Origin of the sequence: Leptospira hartskeerlii (assembly GCF_002811475.1) — a bacterium.
Classification (GTDB): Bacteria; Spirochaetota; Leptospiria; order Leptospirales; family Leptospiraceae; genus Leptospira_B; species Leptospira_B hartskeerlii.
Map to the genome: position 1 here is coordinate 183,816 of NZ_NPDL01000004.1, position 20,402 is coordinate 204,217.

20 protein-coding genes are annotated in these 20,402 nt (G+C 38.1%); 10 read left to right on the top strand and 10 right to left on the bottom strand.

The window, feature by feature from the left end; genetic code table 11:
• Positions 1-69: 69 nt before the first annotated feature.
• The 6 genes from CH352_RS08625 to CH352_RS08650 form a co-directional block, all read right to left on the bottom strand.
• Positions 70-531, bottom strand: a complete 462-nt coding sequence (locus CH352_RS08625) for a DciA family protein (RefSeq protein WP_100704898.1) — start codon at positions 529-531, stop codon at positions 70-72.
• A complete protein-coding gene (recF, locus tag CH352_RS08630; RefSeq protein ID WP_100704899.1) occupies positions 528-1,625 on the bottom strand; it encodes a DNA replication/repair protein RecF in 1,098 nt (365 codons plus the stop codon). Before recF ends, CH352_RS08625 begins: the two co-directional genes overlap by 4 nt.
• A 12-nt stretch (positions 1,626-1,637) precedes the next feature.
• The gene (gene dnaN, locus CH352_RS08635; RefSeq protein WP_100704900.1) at positions 1,638-2,759 is read right to left on the bottom strand and encodes a DNA polymerase III subunit beta; all 1,122 of its coding nucleotides are present in this window, start codon (positions 2,757-2,759) and stop codon (positions 1,638-1,640) included.
• A gap of 325 nt (positions 2,760-3,084) precedes the next feature.
• Positions 3,085-4,392 carry a chromosomal replication initiator protein DnaA gene (dnaA, locus tag CH352_RS08640; RefSeq protein ID WP_100704901.1) on the bottom strand — a complete coding sequence of 436 codons (1,308 nt, stop codon included), beginning with the start codon at positions 4,390-4,392 and terminating at the stop codon, positions 3,085-3,087.
• A gap of 315 nt (positions 4,393-4,707) precedes the next feature.
• The gene (locus CH352_RS08645; protein ID WP_100704902.1) at positions 4,708-5,655 is read right to left on the bottom strand and encodes a hypothetical protein; all 948 of its coding nucleotides are present in this window, start codon (positions 5,653-5,655) and stop codon (positions 4,708-4,710) included.
• Between the two features lie 17 nt (positions 5,656-5,672).
• On the bottom strand, positions 5,673-6,596 hold the full coding sequence (locus CH352_RS08650) for a branched-chain amino acid transaminase (protein ID WP_100704903.1): 924 nt from the start codon (positions 6,594-6,596) through the stop codon (positions 5,673-5,675).
• A gap of 110 nt (positions 6,597-6,706) precedes the next feature.
• On the opposite strand from CH352_RS08650, the gene mnmG reads away from it, so the two are divergent.
• Positions 6,707-8,593: a tRNA uridine-5-carboxymethylaminomethyl(34) synthesis enzyme MnmG gene (gene mnmG / locus CH352_RS08655; RefSeq protein WP_100704904.1), complete on the top strand. Its 1,887-nt coding sequence runs from the start codon at positions 6,707-6,709 to the stop codon at positions 8,591-8,593.
• A gap of 212 nt (positions 8,594-8,805) precedes the next feature.
• On the opposite strand, the gene CH352_RS08660 is transcribed toward mnmG, so the two are convergent.
• On the bottom strand, positions 8,806-9,549 hold the full coding sequence (locus CH352_RS08660) for a hypothetical protein (RefSeq protein ID WP_100704905.1): 744 nt from the start codon (positions 9,547-9,549) through the stop codon (positions 8,806-8,808).
• Between the two features lie 311 nt (positions 9,550-9,860).
• On the opposite strand from CH352_RS08660, the gene CH352_RS08665 reads away from it, so the two are divergent.
• Genes CH352_RS08665 through CH352_RS08685 form a run of 5 tightly spaced genes read left to right on the top strand, consistent with a single transcriptional unit; the run spans position 9,861 to position 14,160 of the window.
• On the top strand, positions 9,861-11,321 hold the full coding sequence (locus tag CH352_RS08665; protein ID WP_100704906.1) for a M20/M25/M40 family metallo-hydrolase: 1,461 nt from the start codon (positions 9,861-9,863) through the stop codon (positions 11,319-11,321).
• 1 nt (position 11,322) lies between these two features.
• On the top strand, positions 11,323-12,114 hold the full coding sequence (locus CH352_RS08670; protein WP_100704907.1) for an RsmG family class I SAM-dependent methyltransferase: 792 nt from the start codon (positions 11,323-11,325) through the stop codon (positions 12,112-12,114).
• Positions 12,089-12,850, top strand: a complete 762-nt coding sequence (locus CH352_RS08675) for a ParA family protein (RefSeq protein WP_100704908.1) — start codon at positions 12,089-12,091, stop codon at positions 12,848-12,850. The genes CH352_RS08670 and CH352_RS08675 overlap by 26 nt, the downstream gene beginning before the upstream one ends.
• Positions 12,850-13,731 carry a ParB/RepB/Spo0J family partition protein gene (locus CH352_RS08680; protein WP_100704909.1) on the top strand — a complete coding sequence of 294 codons (882 nt, stop codon included), beginning with the start codon at positions 12,850-12,852 and terminating at the stop codon, positions 13,729-13,731. The genes CH352_RS08675 and CH352_RS08680 overlap by 1 nt, the downstream gene beginning before the upstream one ends.
• A 3-nt stretch (positions 13,732-13,734) precedes the next feature.
• On the top strand, positions 13,735-14,160 hold the full coding sequence (locus tag CH352_RS08685; protein ID WP_100704910.1) for an acyl-CoA thioesterase: 426 nt from the start codon (positions 13,735-13,737) through the stop codon (positions 14,158-14,160).
• On the opposite strand, the gene CH352_RS08690 is transcribed toward CH352_RS08685, so the two are convergent.
• The 3 genes from CH352_RS08690 to CH352_RS08700 are packed head-to-tail and all read right to left on the bottom strand — an operon-like array spanning position 14,157 to position 15,990.
• A complete protein-coding gene (locus tag CH352_RS08690) occupies positions 14,157-14,663 on the bottom strand; it encodes a YaaR family protein (protein WP_100704911.1) in 507 nt (168 codons plus the stop codon). The two genes, CH352_RS08685 and CH352_RS08690, sit on opposite strands and share 4 nt — an antisense overlap.
• Entirely contained in the window at positions 14,660-15,007 is a 348-nt protein-coding gene (locus CH352_RS08695) for a bactofilin family protein (protein WP_008589609.1), read from the bottom strand. Before CH352_RS08695 ends, CH352_RS08690 begins: the two co-directional genes overlap by 4 nt.
• Positions 15,007-15,990, bottom strand: a complete 984-nt coding sequence (locus CH352_RS08700; RefSeq protein ID WP_100705273.1) for a M23 family metallopeptidase — start codon at positions 15,988-15,990, stop codon at positions 15,007-15,009. The genes CH352_RS08695 and CH352_RS08700 overlap by 1 nt, the downstream gene beginning before the upstream one ends.
• Positions 15,991-16,109: 119 nt before the next feature.
• Between CH352_RS08700 and CH352_RS08705 the strand changes: the two genes are divergently transcribed.
• Genes CH352_RS08705 through CH352_RS08720 form a run of 4 tightly spaced genes read left to right on the top strand, consistent with a single transcriptional unit; the run spans position 16,110 to position 20,401 of the window.
• Positions 16,110-16,916: a TatD family hydrolase gene (locus tag CH352_RS08705; RefSeq protein WP_100704912.1), complete on the top strand. Its 807-nt coding sequence runs from the start codon at positions 16,110-16,112 to the stop codon at positions 16,914-16,916.
• The gene (gene serS, locus CH352_RS08710) at positions 16,909-18,162 is read left to right on the top strand and encodes a serine--tRNA ligase (protein ID WP_100704913.1); all 1,254 of its coding nucleotides are present in this window, start codon (positions 16,909-16,911) and stop codon (positions 18,160-18,162) included. Before CH352_RS08705 ends, serS begins: the two co-directional genes overlap by 8 nt.
• 53 nt (positions 18,163-18,215) lie before the next feature.
• Positions 18,216-19,496, top strand: a complete 1,281-nt coding sequence (locus CH352_RS08715; RefSeq protein WP_100704914.1) for an OmpA family protein — start codon at positions 18,216-18,218, stop codon at positions 19,494-19,496.
• Between the two features lie 53 nt (positions 19,497-19,549).
• The gene (locus CH352_RS08720; protein WP_207766623.1) at positions 19,550-20,401 is read left to right on the top strand and encodes a substrate-binding periplasmic protein; all 852 of its coding nucleotides are present in this window, start codon (positions 19,550-19,552) and stop codon (positions 20,399-20,401) included.
• Position 20,402 lies beyond the last annotated feature (1 nt).

Here is a 20,402-nt window from a genome sequence, read left to right on the forward strand (position 1 = left end):
GGAATAGTTTTCCTGAATTCGCTAAGGAGGCAAGGAAATTCGGCTTATTATTTAGAAAGAATATCCCTCTTAAAGATATTCAATTAGCTCTAAAAGTCTTTTTTTCGCGATAGGATCGGTTTCTTTTTCAGCTAAAGAAACTAGGTTTTGTTTGCCTTCCAATCCGGTTTTATCCGCGGTATGCGAAGGGGATTTTTGTTTTTTAGGAGTGAGATTACCGATCCTAATTTCTATTTTTTTTACTACATCTCTTCCCAAGTACCGAGCAGAATAACTTAAGATCCTTTTTCTCATAAAAAGGATCTCCTGTTTATATGCAGAGTGAACAGTTAAGATCACCAGCGTATCACCGTTTAACGCAAATGGTTCGGAATGACTCGCATATACCGGACCTATTATGTCGACCCAACGTTTAACTAAAGTTTGAACTGCGATCTTCTCTGCTAAACTTTCTTCCGTTAAGCCCAAGTTTTGAAGAATGGTTTTAAATTCCTGAGGATCGATCTTTTGTATCTTAGGTTCTTCTTTCATTGGTAAGGAGTAACTAGTCCGTTTTTGACTACAAAGATCTGTTTTTCATCTTCTAATCTTCCTACATAATCGGAGATACCTTCCAGATCGGTAGTGGTAAAGAAAGCCTGTCCTGAATTCAAAACCAGATCCACAAAATATTCTCTTCTTTTTACATCCAATTCTCGGATCACGTCATCAATTAGAAGAATCGGGGTCTTTCCCAATTTCCTGCGATAATATTCGAAAGCTGCCGCTTTTAAAGAAATTACAGTACTTCTTTTCTGGCCCTGAGAAGCGAAGTCCATAATATCACGATTATCTTCTCCGATATACAGATCGTCTCTATGGATCCCGACAGAAGTATAACCTAGTTTTCGATCTCTGTTAATATTTCTTTGTAAGGTTTCTTTAAAATTTTCCAGGTCGAAAAAACTGGGTTTGTATTCCAGATTTAGATTATCTCTTCCACCACTGAGCTTTTTTAGATTTTCTCTATAGATAGGATCAAATTCTAAAATGAACTCTTTTCTTTTATTAAAAATACTGATCCCTTTTTCTATCAGTCTTTGGTTCCAAACTTCATAAAGACCAGGATCGGAAGAACCACTTTTTAAAAGTGCGTTCCTCTGTTTTAAGATACGATTATATTCTATTAGATCATTTAAGTAAGAAGGATCTAAAGAAGAAAGAAGACTATCCAAAAACCTTCTTCTTTCAGAAGGCCCACCTTCTACGATCACCAGATCCAAAGGTGTCATTAAAACACTCAGAAACTTACCGACTAACTCGGATCTTTTTTTAACTTCTTCTTGGTTGAATTTAAGTTTGCGACGACTGACCGGTTTTTTAGAAAAACCTAATTCATAAATTTCTCTTTTATGATCTCTATCTACTTCGCCTTTGATATAATATCCGTCGGAATTCCAACGGATCAAATTTCCTTCTTCTGATTCTCTAAAACTTTTCAGCCAAGAGATCATGGAGATTGCTTCGAGTAAGTTTGTTTTTCCTTCTCCGTTTTCTCCCACAAAGAAAATAAGCCTGGAATGGAACTCCAGGCTTATTTGTTCGTGATTTCTGAAATTGAGAAGCCTTAGGCTTCGTAAAAACACAGATCTTCTCTTTTAGATTTTCATCGGCATGATTACCGATATAAAATCAGGATCAGAAGGATCCTTGAACACTACAGGTGAACTTGAATCACTAAACTCTATTCTGAATTCATTATCATCAATAGACTTGAATACATCGGATAAATATTCACCTTTGAATGCTACAGTAACCTCATCACCAGAATAATCAATCGGCATATTGATACTAACCTCGTTCACTCCTTGTGTTTGAGCGTAGAAGTTAATATTATTTTTTGTGAATGTTAAACGTATCTGACGAGTGGGTTCTTCTGCTGCGATCAATGCTTGTCTAAGATAGATCTGGAATCCTTCTTTAGGGATTACAGCACTGAATTTAGAAGACTTAGGAATTACTTGCTCATAATTCGGGAAGTTACCTTCGATCAATTTACAAAGAAGCTCGATCTGATTTGCGTTCACATAGATTTGATTGTCTATGATTCCGATCTTTCCTGTTTCTGCAGTCGCGATCATTTTAGAGATCTCTCTGATTGCCTTAGAAGGAATGATCACCGAATCTTTGAATTTCAAAGTAGTGGAAAGAGGTCTTTCGATCTTACATAACCTTCTACCATCAGTAACTGCAAATACAAGTTTATCTCCTTTAGGAACCATAAATAGTCCATTGAAAATATATCTTTGGTCTTCATGAGCAATTGCATAAGAAGTCTTACGGATCATCTCTGCAAACATAGCAGTAGGAAAATCAGAGATATTAGATGCATCCACTTTAGGAATGGTTTTGATCTCTTCCGCATCCATTCCATTCAATTTATTTTTATAATCATTCTTCTTAGTAGCGTCGGTGATATAAGTAATACTCGAATCAGCATCGCTATCTTCAGTTGAGAGTAAGGCCTCTTCGAAGTGAATGGTTTTAAAAATACTGGATAATTGTTTTGCAGGTAAAGAAATATCTCCCGACTTTTCTACTTGAGCATTTAATGATGTTTTAATAGATATTTCTAAGTCAGTCGCAGAAATAGATACGGAAGAAGTTTCTGCTTCTAATTTTAAGTTGGAGAGAACCGAACGTATCTCTCTCGCAGAGATTACTCCCTCTACAGCGTGAATCGCTTTTAGGAACTCGGATGTGTTCACTTTGATCTTCAATTTGCATTCTCCATTTATATAGGTGATCTATATATAGATTCTTATATATGTACTGTTGTAGTACTTGTACCTGTGCATATGTAGATAAGAGTCATAACTCTTTAGATAAGGGAAATATGTCGCATATATATTGAAAAGTACAATTTCCAGGGACCGGAAAAAACTCCTTCGTATCTGCTATAATAACCTTCAAAACCAAAGTCTATAAGGGACAATAATTTTGTGTTATGTCTTATTTACTTGTTATACATAGAATATTAACTATTTATTTACAGGTTATCTATAGGTCTATGTCGCCTTTAGATAAGAATTGAAACTAAGTTTTTTATTGGAAACGGAATCGGTTCAGAACTTCTTCCACTTTAATGGAAAATTCTTTATCGACTTTCATCTTATTTTCGATGTTACGAACTGCGTGGATTACAGTGGTATGCTCTGCAGAGAACATTCTTCCTACCTGACTTTTATTCAGTCGGAAACCTTTATGTAATACATACATACAAAGATGTCGAGGGATCACATACTCAGGCTTTCTACTCTTTCCCATCACCTCGTTCGGATCCAGATTATAAAGAGAAGAAATATTTTCTATGACCTTGTCTTGGCTAAGTTGGAAATTCTTTTTACGGAAGATACGATTCTTCAGTATCTCTTCTATCATTGTTGAGGTGAAGAATAGATGAGAGAACGCTCTTTTATGAAGAGCTAAATCATTCAAAGCGCCAAGAAGCGCGCGAGTATCATCTTCAATTAGATCCGCAATGAACTGTATATGTTCCTGAGAAAGACCCAAATTCAAAATCTGGCAGTTCTTTTCCAGAATGCCAACGCGAATGTCTCTGTCAGGTGGTTGAATATCTGCCTGAACACCAGTTACAAATCTAGATTTTAATCTTTCGTGAAGTGGAAGTTCGGAACTAGGACGATCTGACGCGATTACTATTTGTCTTTTTCTTTCGAACAGAAAGTTGAAGATAGAGAAGAACTCTTCTTGGGTTTTCTCCGCTCCTGTATTCAAAAGTTGGATATCGTCGATCAAAAGGCAGTTATAAGATTGGTACTTAATTTTAAAAGATTCGATAGAATCTCTAGATTGAAGAGCGAACAAAAACTCGCTCATAAATGACTTTATATCTACGTAATGTACCGTTTTCCAAGGTTCTTTTTTAAGAATTTCGGAACCCATAGAATGCAGAAGATGCGTTTTACCCACACCTACTTTTCCGAATAAGTATAAAGGATTGATCTCTGCAGGATTTTTTACACATTCCATCGCTGCGCTAAAAGCAAGACGATTGGTGTTCCCTACGATAAAATTATCAAAAGAGTAATCCGGATTAAAAGAATATGACTTATCTTTGAATTTTTCCTGAAGAACTTCAGTTAGATTAGAAGCCGCTTCTAAAACGATTTCTACCGGGACTCTGTTTCCGCTGGCTCTGAAGATTGCTTCTTCTATATGGTTTTGGTATTTTTTCTCAACATGTGTCTTTATATTAGAAGATGGAGCTATGAGAATACAACGATCGTCAGTTAAACTCTCTAATTGTAAGGTATATATAAACTTATCAAAGTACGTAGGAGGAATTTCCTTGGAAACTTCCTCTAATACACGCTTCCAACTAGGGTCCAAAAAAAACTCCAAAGAAAAAAATCAAATACGCACCGACGACTTTATGAATACGAAACTCGTATTTGTCTCGGAAAAGAAAAAACTGAATTAGGAAACGGTCTGAAGGACCATCCGACGAGATTACACTATTTTTCTTCCGTCAGTCGCATACAAATGAAAATTCGGAAATCGAAAAGGAAACCTTAGGAAAAACATAGTGGATTAGTGATAGATAAGTCATTATGTCACTTAGTGCAATTACTAGTATTTTATTACATTTAACCGTTGTTATGCGAAGTGGACATTTGAGAGTTTAAAGAAAATATAAAGAATTTCCTATTTTTGTTCTAGGAGAGATAGCTCATGTATAAGCAAAGATAACGCAATGTTCTCTTGTCCATGTATTCTCTCGTGTAATTTTTCCTTAAAACGAAAGATAGCTTCCATCTTAGGTAAATTAGAATCAAAATCTGACTTGGAGAACTCTTGTAACAATAGTAATCCGATTAGATCTAAGAAGTCTTTGAAGGAAAAATCTTCTTTCCAATCGGAATGCTCTTCTTTGTATTCCACTATCCATTCTTCTAATCTAAGATAATCCAATGGTTGTCTTAGATTTCCATTAATTCTTTGAGAAATTTGTTCCAGCACAGCCGGTGGACAATCAAAGGATACCATACTTCCACCTTTCGCAGTAAAGTAAGGTATTGAATTTTTATTATGTAATTCCTTGATCACTTGTTGAGGAAGATAACCGAAAGGAATGCAGACCGCTCGACTCACGATCGTTTCTTTCAATTGTTCTAAGTCGTTTACTATAAATATAAAACGAGTGAAGAAGGGAGCTTCTTCCAAAGATTTTAAGAGTGCAGTCTCCGCTTCGTTACCGATCAAAGATGCATCGGGGATGATGATAAATCTTATCTTAGAAAGATGCGGTCTATAATAAAGTCTTGTGCGGATCAACCAACGGATAGTGAACTCTTCCGGGTTGTCTTCCTTACCAATCGCTATTTGCTTATTCTTTTCTAATGGAAACCAAACAATATCAGGATGAGAATGATGCATGAACGCTCTGCAAGAAACGCAGTGTCCACAAGAAGTTCCTTCTAAACAAAGAACATGTCTTATGAATCTTTCGACTGCGGATTCTTTTCCGGTACCTTCGGGTCCGTGAAAGATCAGTAGGGGAGGAAGAAGGTCAGGTTGAGATGAGTATTTTTTTAAGAATACTAGTGCCCTTTCTTGGCCTTGGATTTCCTCGATACCGAATGCGGAAGACATGTTCCTTTTATTAAAGATTAATAAACAGGAGTCAACCAGTGTTTGTAGTTTTGATTTTTTCCAACTACTAGATCAAAGAATGTGGACTGAAGTTTTTTAGTGATTGGTCCCATCTCTCCGGTCCCGATCTTTCTCTTATCAACTTCACTTACCCAAGCGATCTGCACTCCTGTTCCGGAGAAGAAGATCTCATCAGCTATATAAAGTTCACTTCTTGTGATGTCTCTTTCGATAACTTCGTAACCTGAGTCTTTTGCAAGTTGCAGAACGGAACGTCTTGTAATTCCCTCAAGCAAAGAAGAAGAGATTGAAGGTGTGATGATCTTTCCATCTCTTACTATGAAGATGTTCTCCGCAGAACCTTCACTTACTAGACCTCTGCCATCTAAGAAGATTGCTTCATCATATCCGTTTTGAACTGCTTCCGATTTTGCAAGAGCGGAGTTTACATATCCACCGGAGACTTTGGAGAGAGTAGGGATGACAGTATCATCGAACCTTCTCCAACTAGAAACCATAGTAGTCAGTCCACGTTTAGTATCTAAGTAATCATCCAGCTCCAAAACATAAATTGCAAGTTCAGTAGGAACATCATGGAACCTTGGGGAAAGTTGCAGCGCAGAAGTATAAATGAAAGGTCTAAGATAAACGTTCCTTCTGTATCCGGATTGTTTTAGTAGATCTAAGGTTATGTCACGGAGTTCTTCCGGAGTTTTTGTGAATTGCAACTGCATGATCTTAGTAGAATTCACAAGACGTTTATAATGATCTAAGATCCTGAAAACATATAAGTTATCAGAACTAGAATCATAATATCCTCTGATGCCTCCGAAGACTGTGGTCCCATATTGTAAGGCATGAGTTTTGATGTTTATATTTGCTTCTGACTCCGGGACTATTTTTCCTTCGAAGTAAGAGAGTTTCTTGATGGATTCGGGCATGTACAGGGAACCTGAAAGTGATACTATTGATTACATGATTCTAAGCATAGGCTTTACTGTCGACTAATGATCGACCGAACGATTCGCTTATGCAGGAGTGCTAGGTCTGAATGAATTCTTCTTTTTTTCCCAATCGATTTGATTGTGTGGTGGTCGGTGCTGGTCACGCAGGCTCCGAGGCTGCCTATGTCTCTTCTCTTGGCGGTGCTAGAACTTTACTTATCACAATGAACTTAGATACGATAGGACAAATGTCTTGCAATCCTGCGATCGGTGGAATTGCAAAAGGACATATGGTTCGAGAAGTAGATGCACTTGGTGGCTTAATGGGAAAGGTCATCGATGCAACTGGTATCCAATTCAAAATGTTGAATACTTCGAAAGGTCCTAGCGTTTGGGCTCCAAGAGCTCAAGCGGAGAAGAAAGAATATCAACTTAAAGTAAAACATACACTTGAATCCATACAGAACTTATCCATCAGACAAGATACAGTAGAAGATCTTTTGATAGAAGGAGATCGTATTATTGGAGTTCGGACAGGAAGAGGTTTCGAAATTTTCACCAATCATCTGATCCTAACTACTGGGACTTTCTTATCTTCTATCGTTCATATAGGAACTTACCAAAAAGAGAACGGAAGATTCGGAGAGCCTACAGTTAAAGGGCTTTCTCATTCACTTGCGAAGTATAATTTGAAATTAGGAAGATTGAAGACCGGAACTCCACCGCGAATTCATAAAAATTCCGTGGATCTTTCTGTGATGAGCGTGCAAGACGGTGATCCGGATCCTTCTCCTTTTTCTTTCTCTACAACTAAGATCACTCGCAGACAGATCCCTTGTTATATCACTTACACGAATGAAAAAACTCATCAGTTGATTAATGAGAACATTCATCTTTCTCCAATGTATTCAGGTCAGATTAAATCGACTGGGCCTAGATATTGTCCTTCGATAGAAGATAAGGTTGTTCGTTTTGCTGATAGAGAAAGACATCAAATTTTTTTAGAGCCAGAAGGTTACGATACACAAGAGATCTATTTGAATGGAGTATCTACTAGTCTTCCGGAAGAAGTACAATGGAAACTTGTGCGTTCGATTGTAGGCTTAGAAGAAGCAGAGATCTTAAGACCTGGATATGCGATCGAGTATGACTATGTTGATCCTACAGAATTAAAACCTACATTAGAAACTAAAAAGATCAAAGGTCTTTATCATGCGGGACAGATTAACGGCACTACAGGTTATGAAGAAGCAGCGGCACAAGGTTTGGTTGCAGCTTATAGTGTACTTTCCTCGTTAAGAGGGGAGGAGCCAATGTTATTCTCTAGAGGTGAATCTTATATCGGGGTTCTTGTAGATGATCTAGTTCATAAAGGTGTGGAAGATCCATATAGAATGTTCACTTCTCGTGCGGAACATAGACTTCTTTTAAGACAAGATAATGCAGATCAAAGACTTATGAAGTATGGATATAAGATGGGTCTTGTGTCTGAAGAAACCTTCAATGAGATGACGAGTAGATATAAAAAGATCTCTGAAGTTAAAGAGAAGATACAATCTACTCCTCTCAAACCTCTCCCTGAGTTTGAAGCTTTATTAGAAAGAAAGGGAATCCAAAGTTTAAAGTACGGTGCAAAGCTGGACTCGTTTTTGAAAAGACCAGAGATTGCTTTTGAAGATGTTAAGTTTTTAGTACCTGAGTCAGAAGAACTGAGTGCTCAAGATAGAAAAGTTATCGAGATGGAGATCAAGTACGAAGGTTATATCAAAAGAGAACAAGATACTATCGATTGGAAGAATAGATATCTTACTACTCCGATACCTGAAACGATCGATTACTCGTTGGTGCCCGGTATTAAGAAAGAAGCCATCCAGAAACTTACTAAACATCGTCCTTTAAATTTAGAAAAGGCAGCTCAGATCTCTGGTGTCGATCCAAGTGATATTGATATGCTTCTTTTTTATATCAAAGGAAGAAAGCCGAGTCCGGTTTAAAGACTGCTGATAAAACAAAAACCCCGGGTTGCCTCGGGGTTTTTTATTTCTGTTTATATACTTACCAACTTTGTTGCGCGTTTCCGTGTTGGAATTCCAACGTTTCACGTGAAACGGGAGATATTATCTGAACTGGTTCGTCTTTCAAAAGGAATAAAAAAGGGAGAGCGATTGCCCTCCCTTCTCTCTGTTTCACATGAAACGCAGGTAGTTTATTTTCCGTAAACGAGCTCGTGAGTTTTCTCCACTGCCCATTTATCTCCCTGTTTGATTAAGAAAGTAAATTGTTGTAAACGATTCTCTTTATCCCAGATCAATCGATTCATTCTTTCAATTGTTCCTTGAACATTCATACGGCTTAGAAGTTTTCCATTCGAATCAAAAGTCAAGACAGTAGATGCAGCTTGTTGTTTATCTTCATTGTAAATATTCTGTTGGAATAGTCCTGGCTTGTTCGGGTCTTTAACTATAGCAAATCTTTCAGTCGTCTTTGCATCAACCCATTCAGTTTGGGCTTCTTTTACCAACCCGTTCTCACCCCAAGAGATGATCGTGCAGGTAAGTATATTCTTTCCGTTTTGATCTATTAGTTCGATCGATGAAAGAACTCCTGCTTTATTGTATCCGAAGTTTTTGGATTCAAGGTTCACTCCGTCTTTATTATAGAGTTCTTCCTTTAGGATTTTTCCATCTTTGTATACGAACTTGGTGTAACCATCAGGCTTTCCATCTTGTCCGATATAGTTTTCCTTAATCAATTTTCCAGAAAGATCATATTCATACTTAGCAGTATAGATTAGATTACCTTTCGAATCTTTTACTAGCTCTTGAGTAGGTCCGCCTTTTTCGAATCCTAAAACGATCCTATCGGTATGAGACCACTTTCCGGGAGTGAAAGAATGTATCGGGCTGATGCAGAAGATAAAAACGAAAGAGAAGAATACTCTTTTTAACATGGAGATTACCTCCTTCTAGACATCGACTATTTGCGTAAAATGTTAAGAGTCTTTTTAGGAAATTTGAATGGATTTCTTCCGTAATGATACCGGATCAAGATCAGATATTGAGGTCTTTTCTTTTTGTAGTATCTGTAAGACTCTTGGAATCTCATTTTACTTTGGTAGGAGGTCCTACAGAAAATTATAACATTCTGTTCTCAGAATCAAAGGAAAACTCCTTGCCGAAGCCAACTGACTGAATATTTTTTTACGGGCTTCTACACCGAAAACATTAGAAGCCAATAAAGAAAGACTAGTGGAGAGGAAATATGTCCCTCAAAAAAATCGGAATCACAATCCTTGCTCTTATTGCGATCTTCGTCCTTTATACAATCGCATTCACTGAAAAAGGGATCAAACCCATCCAACCTGAAGCTATTGTTCCGAACTTAGATTACTCTTCTCTAAGTGAAGAAGCAGCAAAAGATCTACAGGCATATATCAGAATAGCTACTATCAGAGGTAGAGAGAAAGAAGGTGCACTCTTTTTAAAATCTATCTTGGACAAGAGAGGAATTCCTTCTCGCATTATTGAATATCCTGGTAAGCCGGATAGAGCATCTCTTCTCGCTGAGTTAAAAGGTAAAGATTCAACGAAAGAAGGGTTAATACTTACAAATCATATCGATGTTGTAGAAGCAGATGCAAAAGATTGGGACGTTCCTCCATTCTCCGGAGTAAGAAAAGGAGATAGAATTCATGGGAGAGGCGCAGTAGATGTTAAGGGTCTTGGCATCATGCAACTTTATGCATTCTTACTTATTCATGAGAAAAAGGTCCCGCTAGAAAGAAACTTAATGTTCCTTGCTATCGCAGATGAAGAAAGCCGCTCAGAACACGGAGCAAGATTCTTAGTAGATAAACATAAAGAAATATTCAATGGATATGAATATGTTTGGAATGAAGGTGGAACTGGATCGAAAGACATAGCTATCAAAGGATCTAAAGTTTTCAACATACAACTAGCGGAAAAAGGTGCAGTGTGGTTGGACTTAAAAGCTAAATCAATTCCGGGACATGGAAGTACTCCTCCTGTATCTTATGCTGCAAAGTCCATGGTAGATTTTTTGCAAGATGTGCAGAACATCGGAAACAAAACGATGATCAAGGATGAGACTGCAGCATTCTTCTATTCATTAGGAGGGATCAGTAATTTTCCAGATTCATTTGTGTTAAAGAGATCTAGAAATCCATTACTCTTTTTGATCTTAAAAGGTGTGATCAACTCCAACAGACATCTTAGAGCAATGACTAGAAACACAGTGAGTTTAACTGGTATCGATAGTCATCCTATCGGAATGAATGTGATCACTTCCGAGACAACCGGTTCTTTAGATATTCGTATTCTTCCTGGACAAGATGAGAAAAAGATCTTTGAAGAAGTGAAGGCACTCGGAGAAAAATACGGAGTAGAAGTGAGTGCTCGTCACTTAGAGTCCGGAAGTATTTCTCCGATGGATGGATTACTTTTTAGAGTTCTCGCCGGTACTGTGACTACAGTTGAACCTGGATCCATCGCTACACCATTCTTATCACCTGGAACTACTGACAGTTCGTATCTCAGACAAATTGGATTAAAATGTTACGGACTTATCCCCGCATTACTTTCCTCGGAAGAGATAGATGGAATTCATGGTAAGAACGAGAGCATGAGTGTTCCTCAGCTCAAGATGGGTATTGAAATTTTATTCAAATCTATCATCGAATACAATCACCAAGTCGCAAAGTAGAATGACAGAAACAGAGACAAGCCATCCGGACTTCAATCATGATCCGGATGGGATACAAGCTGCGGTAAAATATAGATTCCCAAAAGACGCAGAACAGATCCTTCCCTTATTCGATTGGGAACTTGTCTCTTTATTCTTATCCTTCCTAAAAGAAAAAAATCAAGCAGGCGGTTTTTTCTCCAAAAGAGATACGAACGAGATCTTAGATCGTCATGTTCTTGAATCAATCTTTCATATTTATAAGATCCATCAGATACTTGGATCGTTTAACAAGATGAAGGTGGGAGATGCTGGCACAGGTCCGGGTATACCCGGCTTCTTCTTTCGTTGTTTAATAGAAAAGGAAAGGCCTAAGTTAGTTCTATTAGATTCACAAAGAAGAAAGCTTTCTCATACAGAGACTTTCGTGAAAGAAAATAAGATCACAGGTGTGGATTTCCTTTTTGCAAGGGCGGAGGACTGGAAAACTGACTGGAATTTGGGTGTTTCTAGGGGGTTTGTGCCCTATCCTTGGAGCGCAGAAGTCTTAAGTAGATGTATTATAAAAGGAGGATATTATGTCCCTTTTATCGGGAAAGACGAGTTTGATTCAAAGATTGAGAAGAAGATCTTAACTGATAGTGGCTTTGAAGTTATTAAGACCGTATTTTTATCTGAACTCGAATTTTTAGGCATGCGACATATTAAAGTCTTGAAAAAGGTCGGATCGGCAAGGCAAGGTATTCCTAGAGCTTGGAAGCTCCTCGAGAAGGAGAGCAAAGAATTCTATGGGAAAGATCGTATCCATCAGTAATCAAAAAGGCGGCGTAGGCAAGACTACTACCTCCATCAATCTTGCAGCAAATCTGGCTGCGATTGGTAAAAAAGTTTTAATCGTAGATTTTGATCCACAAGGTAACTCGGGATCCGGTTTAGGGTTCGAGATCAATACTCTCCAAAATACTTCTTATGAACTTTTGATCGGAGAATCTTCCGCAGCGGAATGTATCAAAAGAACTGATATCGAAAATCTTCATATCATTCCTTCAAATATCAATTTGTCAGGTGCGGAAGCTGACTTATTGGGAGAAGAGAATCGTGAGTATCGTTTAAAAGAAGCGATCGGTCATTTGAGAACAGAGTATGATTATATACTCATCGATTGTCCTCCTTCTCTTGGTGTTCTAACTATCAACGCATTATCTGCGGCTGATAGTGTGATGATCACTCTTCAAACTGAATACTTCGCTTTGGAAGGACTGACTCAGCTAATGAAGATCATTTCTCTTGTGCAGGAAAAATTGAATCCTTCACTTGAGCTTGAAGGTGTGCTGCTTACTATGTTCGATAAGAGAACCAATCTTGCACAACAAGTGGCAGAAGACGTTAAGTCTTATTTTAAAGAAAAAGTATATACTACAGTTATCCCAAGAAATATCAAACTTTCAGAAGCTCCATCTTTCGGTAAGTCTATTCTTTCATATGATCCGGATGGGATAGGTGCTCAAAGTTATAGAAGTCTAGCGATCGAAGTTGCCGGTAAAAATTAATGAGCGCTAGTCCAAAACCGAAAGCATTAGGAAGGGGACTCGGGAATTTAATTCCTGTTTCGGAGGAAAAATCTTTCAAGGAAGCAGGTGGAGAAGGTTCGCTTAGAGAAGTAAAACTTTCCGAGATCCGTCCGAATCCTGACCAGCCAAGAAGAACTTTTAATGAAGAATCTTTGCGTGAACTTGCAGAGACTATCAAAGCTCACGGAGTGATCCAACCGATTGTAGTTAAGGACACAGGTTCAGGATATGAGATCATTTCAGGAGAGAGAAGATATCGTGCATGTAAAATTGCAGGCTTCGTAAAAATTCCTGTAGTAGTTAAAAAAGCCAATATTCAACAAACCTTGGAAATGGCTCTTATCGAAAATATCCAAAGAGAAAATTTAAATCCGATTGAAGAGGCTTTGGCTTACAAGACTCTTTCTGAAAAATCCGGATTAAAGATTACCGATATCGCATCTCGTGTAGGTAAGAATAGAGCGACTGTTTCTAACTTAATTCGTCTTTTACAATTGCCTGATTCAGTTATGGATTTGGTAAAGAACGGCAGAATATCAGAAGGTCATGCAAGACCGCTTCTATCCATCGCGGATCGTAAAAAGTCAGAACAGCTAGCTTATCAAATTGCAGAGAAGGGTCTGACTGTCCGTCAGGTAGAAGACATCGTTGCAAATTTAACTGAAGAAGCTCCGGTTAAAGAAAAGAAAAAATCCAAACGTAAAGAAGTAGATATTGTAGAACTCGAAAACAAGTTCCGCAAAAAATATTCGATGAAAGTGGACATCACTCATAATTCTTCTTCCGGAAAAGGAAAACTCAGTATTGCTTATCCAAGCTTGGATGCTTTGCAAAAAGTTTTAGACGCTTTAGGATTGTAATCCATGAGTTCTAACGAATCGGAGTTTTATTATACTCTAAGAGTACGTTATTCCGAGATCGACGCACAAGCAGTAGTATTCAACGCTCATTATCTCACATACTTTGATACAGCTCTAAACGAGTACATGAGATTTTTAAAATACGACTATAAGGGCGAATTAGAAAAGAATGGCCTGGACTTTGTAGTAACTCGTTCACTGATAGAATACAAATCACCTGCAAGATTCGACGAAGAACTAAAAATTTATATAAACGCAGGAGAGATCAAACCTGCTAGCATTCTTTGGAATATTCAGGTCCGAAAAGTATCGGACGATAGTTTGGTTTGTAACGGAGAATTGACCTGGGCGTTTTTACAGTTAGAATCCAGAAAGCCTGCAAAACTTCCCGAAGTATTTAAGAACTTAGGATCTAAAACACTATCTTAATTCATCAGGTCTACTAATAGACCGCGAATATCTTCCATTCTTTTCATCAGATCAAAAGTAGAATTTTCAGGATGAATAATAAAGTCTGCTAGAGTCTGGATCTTATCATCTACAATTTGGATCACTTGGTAAACTTTCTCTGAACCACCTCTTGCTCTGGTACGTAAAGTTTCTAAACTAGTATTACGATCCATAACTTCTTTCAGGATACCTTGAACGATCCTTTTATAAACTTCTAGATTTGCGTAAGTAGGGGATTTTAAAAAATTTCTCTCAGCATCGGGAAGGTCCCTAAGTAGAGAATTTAGATCTCTTGTTCTTTCCTGATTATAAGGAAGTAGATGTTCTACTAGATCGAAAAATTCACTTTTAGAATCCGGTATCTGGGAATCTGATACGGAACTTGGTACAGGTTGGTATAAGGAAGAACTTAGAGAAAGTCCGAAGTCTCTTTTTCTACGTGATTCTGTGCGAGGATCTTTTTGCTGAGATTGGATCTTCAATGAGTGGTCGGGTTAATCTTACAATTTCCCTCGAATTGTACTCCCTCTTCCATAACTACCTTTGGAGTGATGATATCACCTTTCATACGGCAGCTGGCGAGCAAAGTCACTCGTTCCGACGCGAATATATTCCCATTAATTTCACCGCCGGCGACGACAATACGAGCTTTAATATCCGTATCGACGATTCCGGTCTTTCCGATTAGGACTTTTCCGTCGGTTTTTATGGTTCCCCTAAAAATACCGTCGATACGTAGAAGCCCGGAAAGTTTGAAGTCTCCGCTGAATTCGGCGCCTTCGCCGATGATGCTATTTACTGCTAATTGCTCTTCTGTATGGGCCATCAGTCTTGGATCTGGTTCAAGAATGCAAAAGGATCAATCGCTCTGGTGCCCACATGAATTTCATAATGAAGACTGTACTGAGGACTGTTTTCCGATTTCCCAACGAAGCCTAATACTTCGTTTTTGGAAATTTGCTGGTTCGCTTTCACTTTTACACGATCCAAATTAGAGTAAATCGTTTTCCAACCGAATTTGTGAGCTACTTTCACAAAGTATCCGGTATTACGAGTATATCCAATCTCATATACAGTTCCTGGAGCAGTTGCCACTACTTCCGATCCAGCGAAAGCACCGATATCTAATCCATTGTTAAAGTCTCTACGAGCGGTAACCGGATTCAGATATTCTCCGTAAGGATAAAGAACATATCCTTTTACCGGCCAGATGGACGGGGTTTGACGGATTAGATTTTTACGTTTCTTTAATATACTTATGATTTCTTGCGTGAGCTCGTTTGCAACTTTAAGATTGTGAACGTCTTCTTTCAGGCGAAATACTTCTGCACCTGGTGCTAAGTTATTATCGGGACCAAGAGCAAGCTTTTCTGCTCCACCGATCCCTTTTGCAACTTTGGAATTGTCTCCGGTCAATCTTCCATAAAGTGCGCCTACATGATTGTGATAGTATTCAACGTGTTCATGAAGACCGTTGATCTCTTCTTTCATTTTAGCAGACTGACGAATGAAGTCTTGGTTGGATAAATTCAACTCAGTAAGCTGGTGAATAGATCCCGAATGACTAAGAACGTTAATAGAGCTGATAAGAAGAAGGACCAGAATTGTCCCGATGAAGATTGTGATCGCTCTGTAAGAGATATGAAAGTTGATCGTCTTTTGTTCGGAGTGAGGGATCACCATGACGGTGAGACGTTCTTTACCCTTCTTATTCCAATTTGCTATTTTGATATCTAGCTTAAGCTTCAGATCTTGGTATTTATATCTGAGCCTATAATAAAGTAGTGCAAGATAGGATTTAAGATTCAAGCTATTATGTCCCAAACCAACGAGTTTCCCCGTTCCGTTGTTATGCTGTAAGGATTCTAAAAAATTCTCTTTTCAGTCAATACAAATCATGAAAACTGCCTTTTAAAAGCCGTTTTCACATGTACACCATCATCGACACTCACTGCCACTTAGATATAATACAAGAGCAAGGGCAGGATATTGCAGAATCTCTAAAAAAAGCAAAAGAATCCGGTATAAAAAAGATCGTCCAGATCGGTATCGACCTTGAGAGTTCAATTAGAGCGAAAGGTTTATCTGAAAAATTTTCAGATGAAGAGATAGAAATATTTTATTCGATCGGATGTCATCCAACTGAGACTCACGAATTTCCAAAAAAAGAAGAAATTTTGACACTAGTCAAAGAAAACGTGACGGACCAAAAGTTATCCGCGATCGGTGAGATCGGATTAGATTATTATCACGATGCCTCGACTAAGGCATATCAGGCGGACGTGCTTCATTCTTTTTTAGAAGCTTCTTCTCAATATTCTCTTCCTGTAGTTATTCATTCAAGAGATGCAGCAGAAGATACAGTTTCTATTTTGAAAGAACATAGAGACAAGGCATTTGGAGTGATCCATTGTTTTACTTATGATTATCCAACCGCGAAGAAGTTAGTAGACCTTGGATATTATATTTCCTTTTCAGGAATTGTTGCATTTAAGAACGCAAGAGATATCCAAGAAGCAGCTGAAAAACTTCCGTTAGAAAGTATGTTGATCGAAACAGATGCACCGTTTCTTGCACCTCCACCTTTCCGCGGAAAAAGAAACGAACCATCTTATACTAAATTCGTTTTAGAGAAAATGTTCGCGCTAAGAAAAGAATCCAACTCAGAAGTAGAAAAAACTTTGTATAATAATTCCCTAAAATTCACGCAAAGGAAGGCGTACCATCATGATTGATCTGAAATATATCACTGATAACACTGAAGAATTAAAATCTAATCTGGAACTGAGAGGTTTTAAAGATCTCGCAGTTTTGGATCAACTTGCTGACATCATCCAAAAAAGAAAGGGCCTTCAAAAAGAAGCGGATGTATTCCGTGAAGAAAGAAATAAAGCAAGTAAAGAGATCGGAAAAGTAAAACAAGCAGGTGGAGATATTGCAGCTGCTTCTTCCGCAGTGAAAGAGATCGGAGATAAGATCAAAAAGATTGAAGATGATCTTGAATCCCTTGAATCTAAACTTTTGGAAATCAATTTAGGTCTTCCTAATATTCTAGACAAGGATGTTCCTGTAGGCAAGAACGAGCACGATAATAAAGTTTTGTATGAAGTAGGAGAAGTCAGAGACTATAAATTTACTCCTAAGCCTCATTTCGAATTGGGAGAAGCATTAGGCTGGTTCAATTTTGAAAAGGGTACTAAGCTCGCAGGCGCGAGGGCTTACACATATTTTGGTCTAGGTGCTAAATTAGAAAGAGCACTCGCAAATTTCATGCTTGAAACTCATACAACTGAGCATGGATATACAGAAGTTTGGGTACCTGTCATGGTAAACGATGAATGTATGACCACTACAGGACAGTATCCTAAATTTAAAGACGAATACTATAGATTGGAAAGAGACGAACTCAATCTAATCCCAACTGCAGAAGTTCCTTTAACAAATCTATACAGAGATGAGATTATTCCTGAAAGCTCTCTTCCTGTATCTATCACAGCTCATACTTCTTGTTTCAGAAGAGAAGCGGGTTCTTATGGAAAAGATACGAGGGGTCTTGTTCGAGTTCACCAATTTCAAAAAGTAGAACTTGTGAAGTTCGCTCGTCCGGAAGATTCCGAAGAAGAACATAAAAAGATGCTTTCTCATGCTGAGAATATCCTGAAAAAATTAGGGATCCGATACAGAGTGATGTTATTATGCAGCGGTGATATTTCGGCTGCTTCTTCTAAAACATACGATCTAGAAGTTTGGATGCCTGGTTTGAATCGTTGGATGGAAATTTCTTCCGTTTCTAATTTCAAGGATTTTCAGGCAAGACGTGGTAAGATCCGCTACAAATCCAAAGAAGGCAAAAACCAATTAGTCCATACTTTGAACGGTTCCGGTTTGGCGATCGGTAGGACCTTGGCTGCAGTTATAGAAACTTATCAAAAAGAAGATGGAACGATAGAGTTCCCTGAAGCTTTGAAAAAATATCTCTGATTTTTTCTTCGAAAAAGTATCAGGTTTTTCTCTAAAAGACAGATAGTTAGAGTATGGCTTCGAAAATCCATACTCAGTTTTCTAATTCTTTTAAGATCGTTTCTGTCTTACTTTGTTATTTCATATTCGCAGGATTCTCAGTATCCGGTGCAGAAGATTCTTCCGTAAAAGGAAAAGTTGCTCTTCTTAAAGGAGAGGTTAATACTTCTTTAAACGAGTTTGGGATCAGTCTTTCGGAAGACGGTAATATTCTATATTATTATTCCAAACGTAAGAATTCAAATTACTCAGATCTTTTCAAATCTGTAAAAACCAAAGACGGATGGAGTTTAGGCGTAGAAGTTTCCGAATTAAACTCTCAATTCGACGATCAAAGTCCCTTCATTATTGAAAATGAGAAAGCGATCATATTCTCCTCTAACCGAGACGGAAGTATAGAGTTCAAATTAAGTAGCGGTAAGATTGGAGTCTCTAGAGATCTATATTTTTCTACTTTGAAAGATGGAAGTTGGGATAAGGCTACTAGACTTCCTCAGGAAGTGAACACTCCAGCAATCGAGGAGAATCCATTTTTAGCTGGAAGCTATTTATTCTTCACTCGTTATCCATTCGGAAAAGTTGCTGAGTCAGACATTTATATTTCAGAATACAAAGATGGCTCTTGGAGAAAAGCAATCCGTATGGAAAGTCCCGTGAATACGGAACACGCTGAGATTGCAGCTACTATGAGTAGAGATAGCAAGTATTTGTATTTTTCTTCCAATCGCCCTGGCGGTTACGGTGGATTAGACATTTATAAAGTAGAAATTAAGGAAGACGGAACCTTTTCACCTGCCGTTAACCTAGGACCCGTAATTAATTCACCAGGTGACGAAGCATTTTACATTGAAACTCCTGACGGTAAGAATGCATACTTTTGTAGGCTCGTGAAAGAAGGCGGGAATTACGACATCTACGAATTTTCAGTAAATGAATGGGAGGAATTGAAGAAAAATAAAAAAATCTCCTTAGAATCTATTCATTTTAGAACTGGCTCCTTTGAGATCGAAGAAGAGTCTTTTGAAATTTTGGACAGATTGGTTACCTTCTTAAATGAAAATTCATCCATAAAATTGAAGATCACAGGACATACAGATTTGCACGGAGATCCGAGCGACAATTTAGAATTAAGTCGTAATCGGGCCGCAGCAGTGAAGGAATATCTGGTCAAGAAAGGGATCTCCTCAGGTAGATTTACTACGGACGGAAAGGGAAGCAAGGAGCCGATTTATCCGGAAAAAAACCCTGAAACGGACCGTAAAAATCGTAGGACCGAATTTCAGATTTTAGAATAAACTAAAAACTCCTTTAACAACCTGAAGATGCCGATAACCTAGGTATCATGAAAATGCGGAAGCAGTTTCAGTCGGCATTCTTCTCGGCCATTGTACTTTTTATCTCTCTAGACTTATATTCCCAAACCAAAGCTATACCTTCTAGATTGGATTCCGTCCTTTCGAAGAAAGAATTGGTGGTCGGGGTCAATCGAGTTTACGAACCTTTTTACATCCAAGACCCGAAAGAAGGTTTTCCAGGTTTTGATATGGAACTTGCAAAGTTATACGCGGATTATTTGGGAGTTGCACTCAAAGTAAAACCTCTCAAAACTTTTCGTCAATTTTCGGATGAGATCGCGGCAGGTACGATAGACATTGCAATGGCGGGAATGTCTACTGATCTAAGTCGTGGAAAGACTGTTACTTTTTCCGATCCTTATCTTCTTACAACTCCTGCTGGTCTTGTGAATAAACGTTCTCTTCCTCCTGAACCAGAAGGTAGTATCGTAACTACTAGAACTTTTAAGTCCTTAGAAGATTTAGCAGTTCTTAATGCTCTTTCATTTTCCGTAAGATCCAATACTACAAATCACAATTATCTTTTGAGAAGGTTCGGTAAGAACCAAATTTACAGTTATCTTTCGGATTCCATTGCGATAGATGCATTAACAAAAGGGAATGTGATTTGTTATGTTGCGGATAGTTTGTATATTCTATCCTTATTACAAAAACAGCCGAGCCTAAAAGCTAACTATGTGGCCCTAATAAATCCTGTCATGGACGAGTATATAAGTGCTGCATTACCTTTGAATGACTTAGTTTTTGCGGATAATTATAATTTCTTTATTAAGGAATTAAAAAGGACAGGAGTGATAGAAGGTCTACGCTCTAAATATTTTCTAGGAAGCAGTTGGGTAAAATAAT

Excerpts from the sequence above, each read along its gene's own strand:
- CH352_RS08625 (WP_100704898.1), bottom strand. The coding sequence starts at position 531 with ATGAAAGAAGAACCTAAGATACAAAAGATCGATCCTCAGGAATTTAAA.
- CH352_RS08645 (WP_100704902.1), bottom strand. The coding sequence starts at position 5,655 with ATGTCTTCCGCATTCGGTATCGAGGAAATCCAAGGCCAAGAAAGGGCA.
- CH352_RS08650 (WP_100704903.1), bottom strand. The coding sequence starts at position 6,596 with ATGCCCGAATCCATCAAGAAACTCTCTTACTTCGAAGGAAAAATAGTC.
- mnmG (WP_100704904.1), top strand. The coding sequence starts at position 6,707 with ATGAATTCTTCTTTTTTTCCCAATCGATTTGATTGTGTGGTGGTCGGT.
- CH352_RS08660 (WP_100704905.1), bottom strand. The coding sequence starts at position 9,549 with ATGTTAAAAAGAGTATTCTTCTCTTTCGTTTTTATCTTCTGCATCAGC.
- CH352_RS08665 (WP_100704906.1), top strand. The coding sequence starts at position 9,861 with ATGTCCCTCAAAAAAATCGGAATCACAATCCTTGCTCTTATTGCGATC.
- CH352_RS08670 (WP_100704907.1), top strand. The coding sequence starts at position 11,323 with ATGACAGAAACAGAGACAAGCCATCCGGACTTCAATCATGATCCGGAT.
- CH352_RS08675 (WP_100704908.1), top strand. The coding sequence starts at position 12,089 with ATGGGAAAGATCGTATCCATCAGTAATCAAAAAGGCGGCGTAGGCAAG.
- CH352_RS08680 (WP_100704909.1), top strand. The coding sequence starts at position 12,850 with ATGAGCGCTAGTCCAAAACCGAAAGCATTAGGAAGGGGACTCGGGAAT.
- CH352_RS08685 (WP_100704910.1), top strand. The coding sequence starts at position 13,735 with ATGAGTTCTAACGAATCGGAGTTTTATTATACTCTAAGAGTACGTTAT.
- CH352_RS08695 (WP_008589609.1), bottom strand. The coding sequence starts at position 15,007 with ATGGCCCATACAGAAGAGCAATTAGCAGTAAATAGCATCATCGGCGAA.
- CH352_RS08705 (WP_100704912.1), top strand. The coding sequence starts at position 16,110 with ATGTACACCATCATCGACACTCACTGCCACTTAGATATAATACAAGAG.
- serS (WP_100704913.1), top strand. The coding sequence starts at position 16,909 with ATGATTGATCTGAAATATATCACTGATAACACTGAAGAATTAAAATCT.
- CH352_RS08715 (WP_100704914.1), top strand. The coding sequence starts at position 18,216 with ATGGCTTCGAAAATCCATACTCAGTTTTCTAATTCTTTTAAGATCGTT.
- CH352_RS08720 (WP_207766623.1), top strand. The coding sequence starts at position 19,550 with ATGCGGAAGCAGTTTCAGTCGGCATTCTTCTCGGCCATTGTACTTTTT.